We start from the raw sequence: 19,547 nt of genomic DNA, 5'->3' as shown, positions 1-19,547 counted from the left end.
TGCAGCGCCTGTGGGGTCTCACCTGTCCCGCTGCTCCCGCAGGAGTCTCGCACCTTACGCTCCAATCAACCAACTTTTTTATCAACGGTTTTCATTCCCAGAACCTATGTAAAAACAACAATCTTTTAGAAAAGAGCCTTTTAAAACGAACATAAAAAAACGAACCCCCCGTCGAACAGGGGGGCAATGTGTTAAGAGAGCTGTTCATTCAATTGCTTCAAAATGGCTCTTCTTGTCAAAATCCCTTCAAGGATGCCTTCTTCATTTTGGACGCAAATGAATGGATGATCAATTAACAGTTCTAAACCTTTTTTTAGATGGTCATTGACATGAAGGGTTGGTATGTCACGATTCATCACTTCATTTACTTTTTTGTTTTCTAATTTTTCAAATTCAATTCTCGTTAAACCTAATATTGAATCTAAAATCATGGGGGTGCTAATCAGTCCATGAAGTTTATAAAAAGGATCAAGAACTGGGATCGCTGTATAGCCACTTTTCGTCAAGACGAGCAAGGCATGTTCAAGATTATTTTCAATTTGGACATGCGCCACCCTTTCTGAAGGAATCAAGTAATCTTTAACAGTCGTGGTTAATAACGCTTCATTTTGTAAATTTAACATAAAAAAACCCCTTACTTAGAAATAAGAATGATGATTCCCTTCTTCTTCTTTATTTTACCATAAGCAAGAAAAAGTTTCTTTTATGAAAGGGGTGTCTCTTATCCTTTTTTTGTTTCAATATTTCTCACCATATAATCGCAATGAGGACATATGTAAATGACATTTTGATTAGATTGGGCTGTTAATACTTTATGAAGCTCTTGATCCATTTTGCATATTGGACACTTTACGACTGGGATTTGCATAATGCACCACCTAGTTTATAGCATGATAAAAAATCCTCCTTTTTTAGCTTGTGAAAAGGAGGGAAATTTATTCTATTTAGATTGCTTCTGTAAAGTGTGATAAATGTCTTCAAGTAACTTTCTTGTTTGGCTCATTTCCTTTTTAACAGTGATTAGCTCAGCAAGCATTAAAAGTACCACAAAAAACAGGAGAACCAATATCAAAATCAGCACAAACGATCACCCTTTTTTATGTAAGTCAATGGATTTATTATACCATTTTCAAGCCTGCAAGGGATAAGACGTATCTTATAAGTCAGAATTTTTCATTTTTGATCTATTTAAGTTTCAAGTCCTAAAAAAATGTTCCAAAAGCATTGCTCTTGGAACACTCTTTTTATGCTTGTAATAAATCAAAAATCTCTATAGCTATCATATCGATGTTATCAAATTGATATTTAGAAGATTTCCCTTTTTCATTAAAAACTTCAAGCTCAAACGTATCTGTTTTGCTATAATATGTAACCTGGCAAATTTTAACACCATCTATTTCAAAGAAGCGTTGTGCCGTTTCTGTTTCCTTTGCTTGATCTTGAAGACTTTTTAATCTGGTAAGAATGCCTGATAATTGAGACATACTCGCCACTCCTTTCTATATGAAACCTTTCCGATAGGATTCACTATAACACATTATCTTATCCTTTTGCTATGGGTATATAAATTCAGAATTTTTCAACATCTTCCTTTACATATTCCTATTAACAGCATAAAATAAGGTCAAGTATTAGTATACAAATAACGTGATAGAGGTGATGAATTTGGAAGAAATCCAAAAGCTTGGAGATGACATATTTTTAATTGACTGTCACGATATGGACAGACCAGGCCGTACAGGTTGTTATGTACTAAAAGATGACCAGCCCAGCTTAATTGAGACTTCAGCAAGTCCTTCCATTCCATACATAATCAATGGTTTGCAAAAGCTTGAAATCCCACTAGAAAAAATTTCTTACATCATTGTTACCCATATCCATTTAGACCATGCTGGTGGTGCTGGTTTGCTGCTTCAGAAATGTCCAAATGCCAAAATTGTGGTACATCCAAAAGGGGCAAGACATCTCATAGACCCATCACGCTTAATTGCAGGAGCTAAAGCAGTGTATGGCGAAGATTTTGACAGGTTTTTTGATCCAATCGTTCCGATCCCTAAAGATAAAATCATCATAAAAGAACATGAAGAAACCATTCAAATAAGTAATGACCGCGTTTTAACCTTTTATGATACTCCGGGACACGCTAATCATCATTTTTCCATTCATGATTCTAAATCGAACGGAATGTTTACGGGCGATACAGCAGGAATACATTACCACGAACTTAAGAAAGAAAACCTACCCTTTTTCTTGCCATCTACATCTCCAAATCAATTTGATCCAGATGCAATGGAAAATGCTTTGCAGCTTTATGAAAAGCTAGGGGTAGAAAAAATATTTTTTGGGCATTATGGAATGTCGACATCTCCTGAGATAGTATACACTAAAATCCGTCATTACTTACCGATCTTTATTCAATATGGTAAGACCGCATTCCAAAAAAGCGACAACTTTAAAAAGGCAACAGAAGAAACCTATTCCTTACTCATGCAACACATCCGACAGGACTTAATCAAATTCGGAATTTCACCTGAACATCCTGTTTTCGAAATCCTAAAAGTAGATTTACAAGTTAGTGCTATGGGACTAATCGATTATTTTTCCAAACAATAAAAAAGGATTACGCACATTCAGACTGATTGAAAACGCTTATCAGTCGAGAAACGAACCCGTGCGAGGAGTGGAGTTACCCTAGACGGTAATTATGGTCCGTGACGATAAATGCGGGTGTTTGTGGGCAGTCTGACGTAGGGTGACCGTTCTAACGATCACCCTACATGATTATAGTAGTACTTGTCCAAGTAATGCCGAAATGATAACAACTTTCCAAGGTGACATTTTATAAAATGCTAGTAAGACAAAAATTATTAAGGCTATAATAAAGTGATGGGTAGATAGGATGGAGCTTGTCCAAATTGGATCGTATAAGGCAGCAAGTAAAAGACCAACAACAGCAGCATTTATGCCAAGTAGTGCTTTTTGGACTGTTCTATTTTTCCTTAACCCTTCCCAAAATGGAAGGATTCCAACAACTAATAGGAATGAAGGCAGGAAAATTCCAACTGTGGCCAACATGGCTCCCGAGATTCCCCCCATCTTTGTGCCGATAAAGGCAGCAAATGTAAATAATGGACCAGGTACAGCTTGGGTTACACCATAGCCCGCTAAAAACTCTTCCTTAGTTAGCCAACCCTCTCTTACAAACTCTGACTCTAAAAGTGGTAGAACGACATGCCCTCCACCGAAAACAAGTGAACCTGCCCTGTACATGCTATCGAACAACTGAACAGATTGTTGATGAAAGATTGAATGGAGAATTGGCAGTAAGATCAAGCCTGTAAAAAACAAAACAAGGAAGATCATCCCCCATTTACGACTTGAAACACGGGTACCTTCTTGTTCATATTCCTCTTTTTGATTTGTTTTAAGAAGAAAAATGCCGGCTAAGCCACTTACGATGATGATTCCGACCTGCGTATAAATGTATGGAAACAATAGAGATACAATGGTAGCGAACAGAACAAAACTCGCCCTCTTTACATCCGGCGCCAGCTTTTTCCACATTTCAAATACTGCCAATGCTACTACTGAAGAAGCAACAACCTTCAATCCAGACAACCAGCCAGCGTCTTCCACTGAAAAAGTTTCCAGAATGTAAGAAAACAAAATGAGGATAATTACACTTGGGGCTGTAAAACCAAGCCACGCTAAAAATCCCCCTAAAGCACCTCCACGCATATAGCCGATACCGATTCCAACCTGGCTGCTAGCTGGACCTGGAAGGAATTGACACAGAGCAATGAGATCCGCATACGTTTTGTGATCAAGCCACTTCTTCTTTTGAACGTATTCATTTTGAAAATATCCTAAATGAGCAGATGGGCCACCAAAGGATGTTAATCCAAGTTTTAAAGCGGTTAAAAAAATTTCCCGATAGCTTGATTTTTTACCCATAGTCTCCCCCTATACAAACCAAATATTTGTACCATATACTATTTGTTTATTATAATAAACATCGTATTTAATAAAAATCTTCACAAGTTAAATGTAATATATTTTTTTCAATAACTGATAGGAGAAATAAACATGAAGGATATTATAATATATACACAACCACAATGTCCCCCATGCGAATTTGCGAAAAACTATTTCCGTTCCTATGGTTTTCAATTTATAGAAAAAAACATTGCAAAAGATCCACAAGCTAGAAAAGAGCTAATGCATAAATACGATGCCTATTCAACCCCGACCATCATTATAGGTTCAGAAGTAATCGTAGGCTTCGATCAAGAAAGAATCAATAAGTTGCTTTCTATTCAGTAACATAGCATGATCGTATCTACAGCTTTATCACATTTTGTCAAAATTTCGCATCAAAATGACTAAAAAAAACAATTGAATTGAAACTCAATTGTCGTTATGATTATTTTGCTGTATATAGGAAAAACCGATATGTCCTGATCAATTCGGGTACGGGCTCACCATTACAGCTCTTTAAATAGGTCGGATGAATTCTTCGTGAATACTCCGGTTTGTCTCACAAAAATGATTTCTATATTACTTTAAGGAGCGAGATGATATTTGTTAAGGAAGAGAGACATTCATGACTCTAACGCACTGTTTGAGCTTATGAGTCATCCTGAGGTTTTTCCTTATGTAAGAGAAAAAGCGCAAACGATTGATGAATACATGTTTGTGATGAAATCTCTTATTGACGCTGAAGAAAACGGAGAGTTAATTAGCCGTGTTATTACGGATGATTACGGACGTTTAGCTGGCACGATTAATTTGTTTGATATCCAAAATAAAACAGGTTACTTAGCAACATGGCTTGGAAAACCTTTTCATGGCCAAGGATATAACAAAATGGCTAAAGAATTGTTTTTTCAAGAGCTTTATGAAAATCACCAAATCGAAAACATCCTTATAAAAATTCGCAAAGTCAATGTTCGGTCCATTCAAGCCATTAAAAAGTTCTCATACATTGAACCAGCTAATACGCTGTTTGAAGAGGAATATAACCGAATCAATGAAAACGGAGATCTTTATGACTTGTATGTAGTCAATAAATTGAAATTCTTGCGTTACATGAACAAAAACCTCGATGAAGAATTAGATGAAGAATTAATGGAAGCATAATAAAACCCGGTACATTCCGGGTTTTTCTTTTTGGCTGTTTTCGCAAACTTTGTTGCTTTTTAACTAGTAGTGAGGATCAGTTGATTTCCGCTCCAGGATGCTCGCTTTCCGCGGGGCGGGCGGTGAGCCTCCTCGGCGCGCAGCGCCTGTGGGGTCTCACCTGTCCCGCTGCTCCCGCAGGAGTCTCGCACCTTACGCTCCAATCAACCAACTTTTTTATCAACGGTTTTCATTCCCAGAACCTATGTAAAAACAACAATCTTTTAGAAAAGAGCCTTCTTTTTTAAGTGAATTTTTTATAAGGCCAAGATTTTACTCCATTCAGACAGTAAAGAAAAAAACTTTGTAAAGACGTATGCAAGTGTATGATTGCTTTGTTTAAAATGGACTACTTCATTCGAACTCTCCATTTCAGCATTAGCTGCTGTTTTGTTTTCTGAATGCTTATCCAAGCTTGATGAATCGAATTCATATAGAACATTGTCAATTTTCCAAGTTCCTTCATCGTTTTTTAAATAGATCGCCTCTTCATGGTCTAGGAATGCAACAGGTGCATCCTCTGCACTACTAAAATTTTCATAAACCACCAAACCTTCTTCAGCATTGCTAACCCTCGTGAGATCACTATAACTAAAATAAGGAATATAATTTGGGGCAAAGTCGGAACCAAGTACCGAGTATTTTCCTTCATACTCTACTACATTTTCATCCATGAATTTTTGAATGAACGAATCTGTGAAATACGGAGAAAGAATCTCTACAATTTCCTTTTTTGAATATGTATCCTGGCCTATTGAAACTTGAGCTTCAAATGCTTGTCCAATGCTCTTAAATAACTCTTCCTTATTTATGTCATCCTCTGAAGCAACTAAAGTTCCTAAACCAATTGTTAACCAAGCAGTAATCAAAAAAGATCCCAAATTCTTCAACACGACTTTCTCCCCCTTCAAAAAAACACTTATACCTATTATTTTATCAACAGTAACGATAGGCTATGACAAGAATCATTCGCAAAATTCATACATCTATAGACATTTTCTTTGAATAAATAATCCTTATTTGTAATATTTTGTTATTATAACACCTAAATAAAAAAGGGATTGTCCAGAAGGTCAGTTTTCCTGACTTTCTGGAGCCTCTTTTTTCTCATTAAATTTAAAAAATAAAGTTCTTTTCACATAGAATGATGTTTTTAGACTATTTTTAACGATACTATCTGAGTTGATTGTAGCGGAGGGTACTTGACTCCTGCGGGAAAAAGAGGGAAGTGGGAGACCCCACGGGCGGCAACGCCGAGGAGTGACATCCCTCCCCACGGAAAGCAAGTGCCTGGAGCGGAAATCAACGGGCAATTACACTAAAAAAGTAACAAACTTTACGAAAACAACCAAAGGCATCCGCCAGCTACTTTCAAAGTAAAATCCAAATAACACAAAAGCAAGTGGAGAAAAACGGATCGTTTTTCTCCACTTGCTTCATTTTAGGGACTTTTTAGACAACCCCTACCTTTTATCTAGAAAAAAACAGATAAAAAATATAAAGCAAAAGTAAGCCTGCAAACACCAAATACGCGATAAAAATTGGATTTCGAATGTACGGATGTTCCTGTACCTTTTCACTAATTTGTGAATCAAATTCACCCTTTATGTTCTTTTGATTTTTCACGATGATTGTAGTATAAACAAACGAAAAACCGATTATTACGACTACTATTAAGGATAGAATCCAAAAATAGGTGCTCATGCTTTTTCCTCCAAATCAACCTGTTTACCCTTAGGTTGACTTAAGAACGAATAGACTATTCAAATTCATTAATAAATCGCATCGTTCTCATAGAGGAAATCATAAGATACATCTACAAATAAGTAATCTTTTTCATTAATAGCAATTGAGAATGTACGAATGGTTTCTCCTGTTTCAATATCGTTGTATGAATCAGAAAGAATTCCTCTCTTATCATTGCGCATTTTCATGATATTTTCTAAAAAATAAGGACGCCAGCTCCAATTTTTTTCTCTATATTCATGTTGAACAATCCAGCTTCCATCTTTTTTGAATATATTCGGCGATAGCTGAAATCCATCTTCATCGCATACGTACAACCTAAATGAGATATTGTTCAGTCCTGCAGCAATTGTTTTTAGTTGTTCAGTATACAAAGGTGTTTTCTTTGTTTTTGCCAGCAATTCTTGAATTTTCTCTTGAATTTCATTCTTTATAGAAAAGATTCGTTCCAATTTTCTTTTTTCTGCCAAAATGAACCGGTGACATTCTTTTTTGAACCGATCCTTTAGTATTTCCTTATCGATCAAATTTGCTTGTGGGTTTGCCAAATAAAATCCTTGATAGTACCTTCCGCCATTTTTCCAAGCAAAATGGAGCTGATATACCGTCTCAATACTTTCAAACAACAAAGTAGCCCCGATTTTTCTTGCAAGGATACTAATTGAATATAAAACATCTCGATACGCTTCCCAGCCTGATTTACGAAACTGTTCTAAATTCACTTTTAAAATATGTGGAGAAATTTGTGCAATGATATCAAGGCTGCTATCCTCCCCCAAATGATCTACCGCAATTTTTATTCCATACGTTTTATAATAGGATAATAAATGATGTAAATGATCCAAATCCCCTTTGTATCGGCTTTCTGTAAGTTCAAGCACAATACGATGGAGCTTTTCTTCAGGAATATATTTTTTCACAATATCGAGAAAATCCTCACCATGATCATATGTAAGAAGGTTAGGATCTCTATTAATAAAAATGAAGCATTCAGAGTCTTGATTTACTAAAAACTTAAGAGCCTTTTCTAGGACATAATTATCAACATCGATCCGATATTCTTCCGGAATATTTTCATCTTGGAAAAACGGACCAAGGCTTTTTATTTCATCATTCAGTTCTTTATATCTTGCTAAGATTTCATAGCCAATTACCCGATGTTCATCCGCACTAAAAATCGGCTGAAAATAGGGCTGTATTCTTTCTAGATTTATCATTACCTCAACTGCATCCATGTCATCCCCTCCGAAGCACTATAACATGGACTTATTATATCATTAACAGAATATTTGGTCTTGATTAAAAAGGATGAGGATTTAACCACTGCCCTCCATCCATAGTGATACATTCCCCATTGATGTAGGCTGCATGGTCAGAGAACAAGAAATAAGCAAGCTCAGCAATTTCTTCAGGTGTACCCAATCTTTTTAGCGGTACACTGTTAATCGTTCTTTTTGCAGCCTCTTCACTTACCCAAAGCTTTTCAGCTCCGCCTGTCCGTTCAATTGGTCCAGGGGCAATTGCATTCACTCTGATCCCATATTTACTTCCCCATTCAACAGCAAGTGTTCTTGTCATCGACAATACCCCTGCTTTTGCACTGGCCGAATGAATGACTCCTGCACCTGCTCCCCATGCATAGGTAGCGACCATATTAATAATAGACCCTTGAATCCCTTTTTCTATCCAATACCTTCCAACTTCACTAGAGCAATAAAAAGTTCCGTTCAGTACAATGTCGATCACGGACTTCCAACCGTTTGGAGTTAACTTTTCTGCAGGACACAAGAAATTCCCGGCTGCATTGTTGACTAAAAAATCGATCCTTCCAAACGCTTCCTCTGTTTTTTGAACCATATTCTTTACATGCTCAATATCTCTTACATCCATCTGCACAGTTAACACTTGATCTGGAGAGGTTTCAATTTCTTCCTTTGCTTGTAACAATCTTTCTTCATTTCGACCTGTAATCACTACGAACGCACCGCACGATGCAAACTTTTTTGCCATGTATTTCCCCATACCACTGGAACCGCCTGTTACAATCACGACTTTATCTTTCATGCATCCTCATCCCTTCAAAAAAAATGAATCACTATTCACATTTTATCATAAGATAACAAAATTTTCTAACAATTTTTATTAAAGGAAGATAGCTTGTAAATATATCCTGTATCCAAATATAGTAAATTTGTAATGAAAAATATTTTTAGGTACTAAAAAAAGCCCGGAATTACCGGACTTTTAGGGTATGGAAAATATCTTTCATACACATTCAGCACTAAAATGGAAAGAATAGTGGAATCGCAATAATCATAAAAACTCCGATAAAAATTTGTAATGGTACACCAATTTTAACAAAGTCCTTAAAGGAATAACCTCCAGCTGTCATGACCAGTGCATTTGTTGGAGAAGCGATCGGTGTTGAAAAGGCCATGCTTGCAGCAACTGCCACACAAATAAGAAGCGGATATGGACTAATCCCCATACTCACCGCAGTAGTTAAAGCAATTGGGGCAAAAATGACAGCAGTGGCAGTATTGCTTATGAATTGCGAAAGGAGCATGGTTGCTAAATAAAAACCAACCAAAATTCCATATGGTCCAAAGCCTCCCAGTGCTTTAAGCATTAAATCACTTATAAACATAATGCCACCTGTCTTTTCAAGAGCGGTTGCCATGGGAAGCATAGCAGCGATTAATATAATGGATTCCCAATTGATCATTGTATAAGCCTCTTCAATTGAACGTATACAACCCGTTACAATCATTAAAAACGCTGCGACCAAAACGGCAATAACCGGCGAAATCACTTCAAACGTCATTAATGCCAGCATAAACAGCATTATACCAGCAGCAATTGGTGCTTTCCCGCTAGCATAAGCACGGCTAGCCTCTTTTGAAACAGTACCAAGTACCACTACATCATGTGTGTTTTTGGCTATTTTTTCAATATTATCCCATTTACCATGCACCAATAAAGCATCACCATGTTTCAGCTTTTCATTGGCCACATCCGTTTGAATGTAATCCCCTTTCCTGTTAATAGCGAGTACACTGCACTGATACTTCTCACGAAAATGAATTTCAATTAGGCTTTTATTTTCAAAGCTGGAATGTGGGGTAATGATGATTTCTGTCATTCCATAAGTACGGCTTAAAAAATGACGCTTTATATCTTCAAGATTAAATTCTTTACGTTCAAGCTCGTAGTCTTTAATAAAAGAATCGACCTTTTCTTTAACTCCAAACACCAACAGTAAATCTTGCGGGTGTAAAATTTCGTCTGCACGCGCAACAATAGATTGTTTTGGATTTTTTAAAGCTAGCTTTTCCTTATGTTTTCTTTCAATTTCAATTACGGTAATCTCATAACGAACTGGGAGCTTCAAATCAAGCAGTCTCTCACCTACGATTTCGGATGCCTCAGGAACATGTACAAAATGGAGTTGATCATAAATTTTGTACATCCCAGCCAGCTCTCCAGCAGAAATTTCTTTTCCGCTAATATTAGATGTAAAATCATGATTTGGTAAAAGTTTCCGCCCGATAATAACCATAAATAAAAGACCAGCACCCAACGCCACTAATCCTATTCCGGTAAAGTCAAAAAATGAAAGTTTTTCAAAGCCGCTTTCTTTTAACATGCCGCTAACTACTAGATTCGGAGGTGTACCGATTAAAGTCAATACACCTCCTAGACTGCTGGCAAAAGCAAGCGGAATCAAAAAGCGGGAAGGACTGATTTTTAATTCCATTGCCATGCTCATAACAACCGGAAGCAAGACAGCAACAGTTCCTGTGTTACTAAGGAAGCCGCTAAAAACACCAACGGTCAACATAACGATCAACAAAAGCTTTATTTCACTGTTGCCACCCCATTTTAATAGTGAATGGCCTATACTTTTAGCTAAACCGGTATTAAAAATTCCTGCTCCTACAATGAACAGACCTGCAATCATAATCACAACTGAATTTGAAAAACCTGCCAGCGCTTCTTTTGGCGTAATGACATTGGTTAATGTCAGTGCTAATAAAGAACCAAAGGCAACAAGATCCGAGCGCACTTTTTCTTGTATGAAAAAAAACGTGGTAACAATCAGTATTAAAAATGTCAACAACATAGGTTGAATTGTCATACGTAACCCCCATAAAAAACACTATGTCACGGTCGTATTTATCTTTTTCTTCTTATCATTTCAATAATCTGGTAGTATGTAAAAGTACAATGATCTCTCATATTCTGTCCCTTCAAGGAATACAGATTTGTTAAAAAAACACTCAAATGAAATAGAAAACCAGAAAAAAGTGAAGTTTCACATAAAAAGATAGGTTGATTTTTATGAAACACAATTGTACTAGAAGATCATTTTTAAAAAATGGACTCGGCATTACTGCTGCTCTATTGTTTTCTGCAGCCGGCGGGAAATATTACTCTGAAAGGATTGAAACAAAATGGATAGATATACAACATCATACCATTAATAACAATCTTATACCAAAAGGATTTTCTCAAGTAAAGATTGCACAATTTAGTGACACCCATCTCGGGTTTCAATTTCAGCTTGAAGACTTGCTTAAAACGGTTCAAATAATCAATCGATTACAACCTGACCTAATTATTTTTACTGGAGATTTAATGGACCGTCCTAACGAATACAAACTTCAAAATCAAATTCCTCCAATCCTGAAATCACTCAAGGCCCCTCTTGGGAAATTTTGCATTTATGGCAATCATGACCATGGCGGCTATGGGTCACAAATCTATCGGGATATAATGTATGCTAGTGGCTTTCAAGTGTTATTAAATTCATCTTTTGAAGTAAAGCTTATAAATGGGGATTCTATTTACATTGCAGGCATTGACGATGCCATGCTTGGAAAACCGGATGTAGGAAAGGCTCTTGCCGAAGTACCAAAAGGTGCTTTTACTATTCTTCTATCCCATGCCCCCGATTATGCAGATCAAACAAAACTTTTTAACGTTCCGCTTCAGCTAAGTGGTCATAGCCACGGCGGTCAAGTGCAAATCCCTTTTTATGGAGCGCTCGTAAAACCTCCGTTTGCTGAAAAATACTATGAAGGGTTTTACCAACTAGAGAAAACCCAGCTTTATGTTAACAGAGGACTTGGGACAACACGAATGCCATATCGATTCTTGTCCAGGCCGGAGATTACGATATTTGAATTGAATCAAGAAGGATGAGAGAAATCATTTACTAATCAAATAATGTTAAACCTATTTGCACCATTAAAACTCAGTTTCTTAGAAGTAAGCACCATAAAAATTGAAATCCCCGGTCTAAAATAGATCGGGGATTTTCTTCAATTAGCTAGTTTTCAAAAAGTCTCTTCCATTTCTTCACTGGATAACGGCTTAGAGAAAAGATAGCCTTGTGCTTTATGGCAAGAAACAGATTTTAAGAATTGAACTTGTTCCTCCGTCTCTACACCTTCAGCGACCACCTCTAGACCTAAGCTGCAGCCAAGATGGATAATGGTGGTAATAATCGCCTCATCCTTGCGATCTATCAAAGCTTCTTTAATAAAGGATCGATCAATTTTAATAGTATCCAATGGAAATTGCTTGATATAACTTAGTGACGAATAGCCTGTACCAAAATCATCAACCGAGATGGATAGTCCCAGCTTCTTCAGCTGTTTTAAAATTTTAAGTGTTTCCAACGTATCCTGCATGGCACCTTCTGTAATTTCAATTTCCAAAAATTCTGGCTGTACTTTATGTTTTTCCATAATGGCCCTGATTTTTTCTACTAAATGTGGCTGCAGAAACTGCTTTGGAGACAGATTTACAGCAATTTTTATATTCCGTAATCCTTTTTCTTCCCACCTTTTTATTTGCTTACAAACTTCTTCAATCACCCAATAGCCGATCGGTACAATTAAGCCTGTATCTTCCGCAAGTGGGATGAATTCTCCTGGAGATACAAAGCCTAGGACCGGGTTATTCCAGCGCAACAATGCTTCATAGCTATTGATCTCACCAGTTCTAAGGTCTACTTGAGGCTGATAATAAAGCATTAATTCATTTTTATCCATTGCCCTTCTGAGCTGAGATTCCATCGTAACCATATTAGGTATATGAACGTTCATTTCTTGGCTATAAAACTGAAAGTGTGCCTTTCCCCTTTCTTTCACTTGGAAAAGAGCGCTATCCGCTTTCCTGATCAGCGTTTCCGTATCTTGTCCATCTATTGGATACATGCTGATACCAATACTTGGGGTAATAAAATAATCCTGTCCCTCTAAAAGAAATGGTACATCAAAGTGTGAAAAAACTTTGGAGGAATATCCTGATACTTCACTACGAGTCACATTCGTGATAAGAATGACAAACTCATCTCCGCCTATACGATATACAGATTGACTTTGACCTTCCATGGACGACAATCGCTCCCCGACTTTACGGAGTAATTGATCGCCAACTTTATGACCCATCGTATCATTCAAGTATTTAAACCGGTCTAAATCTATGTATAGGATAGCGATTTCTGTCTGTTTCTCTTTCGCCTTTTCAATCGCTTGATCAAGATCTTTTATAAGGGCTGTCCGGTTTAATAACCCCGTAAGCTGGTCATGATACACCATATACTTGATCGTTTCTAGATTTTTATATTGTTCAGTAATATCACGAAAAATAATATAGATCCCCTTAATTTCCGTATTAATCACAATCGGGACCGTTTTTAAATAAACCGTAATATGCTTTCCATTTTTATGGATGAAGGTACATTCTAATAATTCTAACGCATATCCATTTAAACTTTTACTAAAAATATTTCGGAATTTGCTAATCTCACTTTCATGGATTAAATTGAAGACAGAACGGTTTTTCAATTGCTTTTCAGAATATCCTAGTACTTTATATGATGAAGGGTTAGAACTTAATATGTTTCCTCGATTATCCAATGATAAGATGGCATCCAAATTATGATCAATCACCGATTTGAATCTTTGCTGCCCTTCTTCCATTTTCTTCTTTTTCAGTTCAGATTGAGTGATGTCACGTGTAACCGAAATAATAAAAATGATATGATCATTGGCATCCATAACTGGGGTCAATATGGATTCTCCATAAAAAACTTTTCCATCATCTTCAATTAATGAGTCTCTATATGTAACAGGTTCTTTTGTTTTTAATACTCTCTGATAATGCTCCTTAAGGTCTTGAGAGGAAAAGGAAGGCATGGCTTCATCGATTGTTTTGCCCATGTAGTTGGAGTCCAGCTTCGCTTTCTTAAGACCAGCCTCATTGGCAAAAACATATCGAAAAGTATCATGATTCTCCACTTTCATGATAAATACAATATCTTTCATATGGTAAAAAATAATGTCGAGGATTATTTTTTTAAGATTTTCTTGGTCTTGAAAGTTAAGAATTTCATTTTTTATATTAGCTTTGTATGAATTCATTCTATCACACCCTACGAAGTCACTTAGCAATCAGAAGTAGTGACAACTATTCCACTACTAAAATAAATGGTTCCGTGACAATCCCTCTGTTTTTTTCGATAAATTTAGACGATAAAATCTATTCTATTATAAAAGAATTTTCGGTAAATAAAAACCTAAAATGAATAAAAATACGCTTCCACACATTGTTATAGTGATATAGAGGAAAAAATTTCGATAGTCCCGTCTCTCCAACAATGAGATTGCTTCCATACTAAAAGTTGAAAATGTCGTAAAGGAACCCAACAAACCAGTAGCCATAAATAACAAAAGAAGGCTTTGTTCAGAAGGAAGCATTTTTAGGACGAACCCCAAAATAAATGAACCAATCAAATTAACTACTAAAATAGAAATAGGAAAATAAGGACCTGTATTCATTTTGCCAATCAAAGTGCTGAGTAAAAAACGAAAGATTCCTCCTACAAAAGCTCCAAGTACAATCATACATATTTTCATTTCATTCTTCTCCCAACCAAAATTCCACTTAGGCCTGCCCCAATACCGAAAAATAGTGTGAGAGCAATATATACAATCCCAAGTAAAATATCATTTTCCATTAAATGAAATACATCTGCAGCAAAAGTAGACATGGTGGTAAAACCGCCACATGCTCCAGTCCCCCATAGCAGGGATACCGTATTTCTTTTTCCATCAGAAAATAAAGCCGTCAACAACCCAAGAAAAAAGCTGCCAATCGTATTGACGATCATCGTTTCTAAACCTATTCCTTTATCAGGTAGCCACATATATATCTCATATCTTAAAACAGCTCCTAAAGCTGAACCAATACCGACAATCAAGGCTTTTTGCAGCATATACAAACACCTCTTAATAAAATAAATTTCCTAGTACAGGCTCAATAACAGTCCTTTTTCCATAAAATAAATGAATCTTCTCACACAGATCGAAATGATTTGTACTATTCGTATTATATACCTTTTCAACAAATGAGAATAATGACTCATCTTCCTTGGTAGAAAAGAAATCTCCTCTAATTAAATGGAAAATAAAACAACCCGATGTCCTCTGGTAGCAATCTACTTCAACCGAAGAACTCCTAAGACTAATGCTAGGGGCTACACAAAAAAAGCGTAAACACTAAAGAAATAGAGGATTAACTAACCAACAGCACGATTGTCATCCTATAGATTTCAGAAGCGTTTACGCTTTATATTTTTGTCTGTTATCGTAAAGTTTGTTGCTTTTTTAGAGTAATGTAACAACACTATCTGAGTAGTAGCGGAGGGTACTTGGCTACTGCGGAAATAAGAGGGAAGTGGGAGACCCCACAGGCGGTTACGCCGAGGAGTGACATCCCCCTCCCACGGAAAGCGTGCCTGGAATGGAAATCAACGGGTAACCTTTATAGTCTAAAAACAACAATCTATGCGAAAAGAGTCTTATTTTTTCACGAATCTAATGGATAGGAACATTTTGGTTCTTCTCCCCTCCGGAACTTACACGATTTACACCTTTGAATAGAACAGACTCTATTTCTTCCTACTTGCTTAGCTGAATAGAGTGCACTGTCAGCCTGAATGATCAATTCTTCTATATCCCTCGTTGTCTCGCACAGTGTAGCAACCTCAATTGATACAGTGGTGCGTATGCTTTTGTTATCATGAATGATATATGGTGTTTCTTCAATCTTTTTACGAATTCTTTCAGCGAAAAAGATCGCCTGCTGATGGTCACATTCAGGCAGAAGCACAGCAAATTCTTCTCCGCCATTCCTTGAAATGAAATCTTTTTCACTTACTAAATCGCTTAAGACTTCTGCAAATTTTTTAATACAAGATCACCAATTGGATGCCCATAAGAATCGTTTACTTTCTTAAAGAAATCGATATCAATGAATAGAAGGGAAAGCGGTGTATCGTCTTCTAAGCTTTTTTCTGACATTCTGTTTAAAACCAAATCGAATTGTCTAACATTGTTAACACCCGTTAAAAAGTCCTTTGTAGTTTCTTTTTTAAATTTTCTATACAGTTTTGCATCTTTTTCTACAACTTTATACAAATAGCACGGTAATATTTTTATTCAATGAATCTTTTCTTACAATATGTCCTGCAATGAAAACCATGGAGGTGATAATCGCTAAATTAGCAATATATTCTCTAAGCATATCCTTCCCCCCGGTCCATCATATCAAGATCCCTTATAAAAGCGTATGAAAAAAAGAGTTAAAAAATGAAGAATATTTATTTTTTTCTGTAGTTTCCCTTACTTTAACGCGTCAATATGGTATAATAAAATGAGTTTATAGAAAAGGTAGGTGCAAATAATGGAACTAAAAGATCATCCTCATTCAACCTCATTGCTATCCCAAGCAATTTTTGTCGTCAATAAACATGCAAAAGCAGCCCCTAATCCAAAGGCCCTTTATGAATTAAAAAAAGAATCGATCGAAAAAATGATTCAAGAAGGAAGAGCCAAAAAACTAGGTCTTCATTTTACAGACAACCCCAAATTTTCCCAACAACATTCTGATGTGATTGTTCAATGTGGAGATTATATTTTTCATTTACCTCCGACAAAGGATGATATAAAAAATTTACCTCATTTCGGAAGCCGCTGTGCCAATAAAAGAAACCCTAAGACTTATTTGTCTCTCTCAAAAGCAAAACACATTTTGCAATCCTATATCGGAAAAAACATCCATTGTGAAGATTACTCATTTAAACCAAGAAGAAGCAGTTTTCAAGTGAAAAGAAATCAACACAATTCCTCTACCCTTTTTTCTTCTTCTTTTTTAGGAAAAAACTTATCTTACTATAAAAAATAAGTAGGACTTTACATAGTTGCCTTTTTAAATTGTATTTTGGTGACTACATTTTAACAAAAAGGTGATTTTCATTTTATTAAAAAAGAGAGGGTTACCCCTTTGGGACGCCCTCTCTTTTTGTTTTTATTATAGAATAAGCCGATCTATTAAACTGATTAGCTCAGCAATCTCAGGTTTACTTACTTGTCCGTCTGCACCTACCATCAATCCTTTATGTCGAAGGTCTTCCGTAATAAGGGATGAGAATATAATAACCGGAAGCTTTGAAAGCTCTTTATGCCCTTTAATACGCTTCGTCAAATGATGTCCGTCCATTTGAGGCATTTCGATATCAGTCACCACAAGCTGTACTTCTTTCGTGACATCTTTTCCCTCTGCATAAATATTTTCCAAGTATTGTAATGCGTCCTGACCATTCTCGAAAAATTCGATATTTTGAAATCCTGCTTCACTCAATGTATCATGAAGAAGCTTGCGCAATAACGGAGAATCTTCAGCCACAACAATTCTCTTATCAGAACGCTCTCTTTTTCCAAGCTTCTGAACTTGCTGAACACTGATGCCTGAGTCTGGATTGATTTCCACAACAATTTTTTCAAAGTCTAATAGCAAGATCATCTCGCCGTTTAATTTGATTACCCCAATAATTTGGCTTTCAGAACCTTGATACATATCGGAAGGTTTTTCAATTTGCCCCCAGGAAATTCGGTGGATTTGTGTCACACTATGAACGTGAAAGACAACCTTCTGCTTATTAAATTCAGCAACAATGAATTTATCTTGTTTCGGATTTTCTGATGGAGGAAAGCCAAGCGCTGTTGCCACGTTCACAACAGGAAGCACTTCTCCTCTTAATTCTATAATGCCTTCAACATTTTTATGAGCCTGAGGGACCACGGTAATTGGAACCGGGTTGATGATTTCTTTCACTTTAATAACGTTAATTCCAAACTTATTGTTACCAATCCCAAACTCCACGATTTCAAGTTCATTCGTCCCGCTCTCTAACAGAATTCCTTTCTTATTTTCCATTCCATTACGCCCTTCCTGTTAAAAAATACAATATATAATTCAATATAACATGTTTATATCTATTTTCTTACCTCAAAATAATCGTTTTATTGAAAAATATTAGGCATACAGAATTGCCGTAAGAGAACAACAATCTATTATCTTCTTTTTAATTCTGCTTTATAATACGGAACCTAATCTTGATTATTCATAAACTTCATTCACGCGGCTATTATTTGAGCTTTGTGATGAAAATCATTTTCCAAGAAATCGACGAAATAACTTCGCCTCACTCCTCTAAAGAAATTGTTATAACTCAAGTTGGTGGCAAATCAGTTGTGACTGGAATTGTGACAATCACTTTTGTTCCGATATTTTTTTTGCTTTTGAAGTTAATAGATCCTCCATGCTCTCGAATAATGGCTTTTGAAACCATAATGCCAAGTCCAGTTCCTGTTTCCTTTTTCGTATAAAAAGGTTCACCTATTCGATTTATTTCTTCTTCACTCATTCCAATACCATTGTCCTCTATTTCCACGAAAATAAATTGACTATTTCCATACACTTTTATGTCCACACGCCCCTGCTCACCTGAAATAGATTCTATCGCATTTTTTAGTAAATTATAAAAAATCTGTTTAATTTTGCTTATATCACCTAACGTTGTTAACCCCTCTTCTATATTACTGTTAATAAGAATGTTATGTATATTGGAATATGACCTCATAACAGACTGGACACTTTTCATCATTTCACTTATATTAATCGGCTCTTTTTTTATTTCGGTTTTTTTTGCAAGATTTAAATAATCAGATATTAATGATTCAGCCCTTTCCAACTCTGTCAAAACTAGTTTCATATAATGCTTATTTTTTGTACTTTCTTCTTTTTCTATCAATTGGATAAACCCTTTCACCACCGTTAAGGGATTTCTGACCTCATGTGCAATGCTTGCTGCAAGCTCACTAACAACCGACATTTTTTCAGAATCCTGAACAGCTTTTTTCAATTTTGAGTTTTCAAGAAAAAACTCAGTGAAATAGACCAGTAAAAAGAAAGATAGAACATAGATAATCAAGCTCAAGAAAACGTCTTTTGCAGTATATTGTTCGATTGGCACTTTGATAGGAGATAAGAACACATTAATAAAAAATAAAATAAATCCTGAAAAACTTATGAGTATGGAAGCGAGATACTTCCTTTTGACCGAGTAAGATTTCCACTTATTCGCTATTAGAAAAGGAGCAGTATAGAAGAATGGCAGTTGAAATAGTGAAATGACAAGGTCTGTATGATCGCTAACAAAAGCTCCGAATAAGGTAGAAAAGACCATTAGCCATATTCCCATCCACCGA

The 19,547-nt window shown here is 36.2% G+C and carries 20 protein-coding genes and 1 pseudogene; 5 read left to right on the top strand and 16 right to left on the bottom strand.

Translation table 11 applies throughout. The features are described from left to right. Positions 1–191 precede the first annotated feature (191 nt). The 4 genes from cbpB to GD441_RS10000 all read right to left on the bottom strand — a co-directional run bounded on the left by cbpB (position 192) and on the right by GD441_RS10000 (position 1,484). On the bottom strand, positions 192–623 hold the full coding sequence (gene cbpB, locus GD441_RS10010; RefSeq protein WP_153126262.1) for a cyclic-di-AMP-binding protein CbpB: 432 nt from the start codon (positions 621–623) through the stop codon (positions 192–194). Between the two features lie 98 nt (positions 624–721). After that, positions 722–868, bottom strand: a complete 147-nt coding sequence (locus GD441_RS17000; RefSeq protein WP_191992148.1) for a hypothetical protein — start codon at positions 866–868, stop codon at positions 722–724. A 72-nt stretch (positions 869–940) separates the two neighbouring features. Then, positions 941–1,081, bottom strand: coding sequence for a hypothetical protein (locus GD441_RS10005; protein WP_153126260.1), 141 nt, complete (start codon positions 1,079–1,081; stop codon positions 941–943). A gap of 163 nt (positions 1,082–1,244) precedes the next feature. Continuing rightward, complete coding sequence (locus GD441_RS10000; protein WP_153126258.1) at positions 1,245–1,484, bottom strand: YkuJ family protein; 240 nt, start codon at positions 1,482–1,484, stop codon at positions 1,245–1,247. Positions 1,485–1,665: 181 nt separating this feature from the next. On the opposite strand from GD441_RS10000, the gene GD441_RS09995 reads away from it, so the two are divergent. Next, the gene (locus GD441_RS09995; protein ID WP_153126255.1) at positions 1,666–2,613 is read left to right on the top strand and encodes an MBL fold metallo-hydrolase; all 948 of its coding nucleotides are present in this window, start codon (positions 1,666–1,668) and stop codon (positions 2,611–2,613) included. 168 nt (positions 2,614–2,781) lie between these two features. On the opposite strand, the gene GD441_RS09990 is transcribed toward GD441_RS09995, so the two are convergent. Continuing rightward, the gene (locus GD441_RS09990; RefSeq protein WP_153126252.1) at positions 2,782–3,954 is read right to left on the bottom strand and encodes a chromate transporter; all 1,173 of its coding nucleotides are present in this window, start codon (positions 3,952–3,954) and stop codon (positions 2,782–2,784) included. A gap of 132 nt (positions 3,955–4,086) precedes the next feature. Between GD441_RS09990 and GD441_RS09985 the strand changes: the two genes are divergently transcribed. Continuing rightward, positions 4,087–4,323: a glutaredoxin domain-containing protein gene (locus GD441_RS09985; protein WP_153126250.1), complete on the top strand. Its 237-nt coding sequence runs from the start codon at positions 4,087–4,089 to the stop codon at positions 4,321–4,323. A gap of 258 nt (positions 4,324–4,581) precedes the next feature. Then, entirely contained in the window at positions 4,582–5,139 is a 558-nt protein-coding gene (locus GD441_RS09980) for a GNAT family N-acetyltransferase (RefSeq protein ID WP_153126248.1), read from the top strand. A 296-nt stretch (positions 5,140–5,435) separates the two neighbouring features. On the opposite strand, the gene GD441_RS09975 is transcribed toward GD441_RS09980, so the two are convergent. The 5 genes from GD441_RS09975 to GD441_RS09955 form a co-directional block, all read right to left on the bottom strand. Beyond that, positions 5,436–6,071: a DUF3993 domain-containing protein gene (locus GD441_RS09975; RefSeq protein WP_191992147.1), complete on the bottom strand. Its 636-nt coding sequence runs from the start codon at positions 6,069–6,071 to the stop codon at positions 5,436–5,438. 577 nt (positions 6,072–6,648) lie between these two features. Next, entirely contained in the window at positions 6,649–6,882 is a 234-nt protein-coding gene (locus GD441_RS09970) for a hypothetical protein (RefSeq protein ID WP_153126244.1), read from the bottom strand. Between the two features lie 68 nt (positions 6,883–6,950). Continuing rightward, the gene (locus GD441_RS09965) at positions 6,951–8,159 is read right to left on the bottom strand and encodes an EAL domain-containing protein (protein WP_153126242.1); all 1,209 of its coding nucleotides are present in this window, start codon (positions 8,157–8,159) and stop codon (positions 6,951–6,953) included. Between the two features lie 64 nt (positions 8,160–8,223). Then, on the bottom strand, positions 8,224–8,988 hold the full coding sequence (gene fadH / locus GD441_RS09960) for a 2,4-dienoyl-CoA reductase (RefSeq protein ID WP_153126240.1): 765 nt from the start codon (positions 8,986–8,988) through the stop codon (positions 8,224–8,226). Between the two features lie 217 nt (positions 8,989–9,205). Next, positions 9,206–11,062, bottom strand: a complete 1,857-nt coding sequence (locus GD441_RS09955; RefSeq protein ID WP_153126238.1) for an SLC13 family permease — start codon at positions 11,060–11,062, stop codon at positions 9,206–9,208. Between the two features lie 203 nt (positions 11,063–11,265). Between GD441_RS09955 and GD441_RS09950 the strand changes: the two genes are divergently transcribed. Then, on the top strand, positions 11,266–12,129 hold the full coding sequence (locus tag GD441_RS09950; RefSeq protein ID WP_153126236.1) for a metallophosphoesterase: 864 nt from the start codon (positions 11,266–11,268) through the stop codon (positions 12,127–12,129). Positions 12,130–12,263: 134 nt separating this feature from the next. On the opposite strand, the gene GD441_RS09945 is transcribed toward GD441_RS09950, so the two are convergent. From GD441_RS09945 to GD441_RS17190, 4 genes and pseudogenes are all read right to left on the bottom strand, one after another. After that, a complete protein-coding gene (locus tag GD441_RS09945; protein WP_191992146.1) occupies positions 12,264–14,357 on the bottom strand; it encodes a bifunctional diguanylate cyclase/phosphodiesterase in 2,094 nt (697 codons plus the stop codon). Positions 14,358–14,483: 126 nt separating this feature from the next. Further along, complete coding sequence (crcB, locus tag GD441_RS09940) at positions 14,484–14,852, bottom strand: fluoride efflux transporter CrcB (protein WP_153126234.1); 369 nt, start codon at positions 14,850–14,852, stop codon at positions 14,484–14,486. After that, positions 14,849–15,211 (bottom strand): fluoride efflux transporter FluC, encoded by a 363-nt coding sequence (locus tag GD441_RS09935; RefSeq protein WP_153126232.1) that lies wholly within the window; start codon positions 15,209–15,211, stop codon positions 14,849–14,851. Before GD441_RS09935 ends, crcB begins: the two co-directional genes overlap by 4 nt. Positions 15,212–15,804: 593 nt before the next feature. After that, positions 15,805–16,313: pseudogene (locus tag GD441_RS17190) on the bottom strand (GGDEF domain-containing protein). 367 nt (positions 16,314–16,680) lie between these two features. On the opposite strand from GD441_RS17190, the gene GD441_RS09920 reads away from it, so the two are divergent. Then, complete coding sequence (locus GD441_RS09920) at positions 16,681–17,181, top strand: YkyB family protein (protein WP_153126226.1); 501 nt, start codon at positions 16,681–16,683, stop codon at positions 17,179–17,181. 126 nt (positions 17,182–17,307) lie between these two features. Here the strand turns inward: GD441_RS09920 and GD441_RS09915 are convergent, their stop codons facing one another. Both GD441_RS09915 and GD441_RS09910 read right to left on the bottom strand, forming a co-directional pair. After that, positions 17,308–18,213, bottom strand: a complete 906-nt coding sequence (locus GD441_RS09915) for a chemotaxis protein (protein WP_153126223.1) — start codon at positions 18,211–18,213, stop codon at positions 17,308–17,310. Positions 18,214–18,508: 295 nt separating this feature from the next. Next, on the bottom strand, positions 18,509–19,540 hold the full coding sequence (locus GD441_RS09910) for a sensor histidine kinase (protein ID WP_191992144.1): 1,032 nt from the start codon (positions 19,538–19,540) through the stop codon (positions 18,509–18,511). Positions 19,541–19,547 lie beyond the last annotated feature (7 nt).

The organism is Peribacillus tepidiphilus (assembly GCF_009466385.1).
GTDB lineage: Bacteria > Bacillota > Bacilli > Bacillales > DSM-1321 > Bacillus_BN > Bacillus_BN tepidiphilus.
This window is presented reverse-complemented; position numbering and strand designations above follow the sequence as displayed.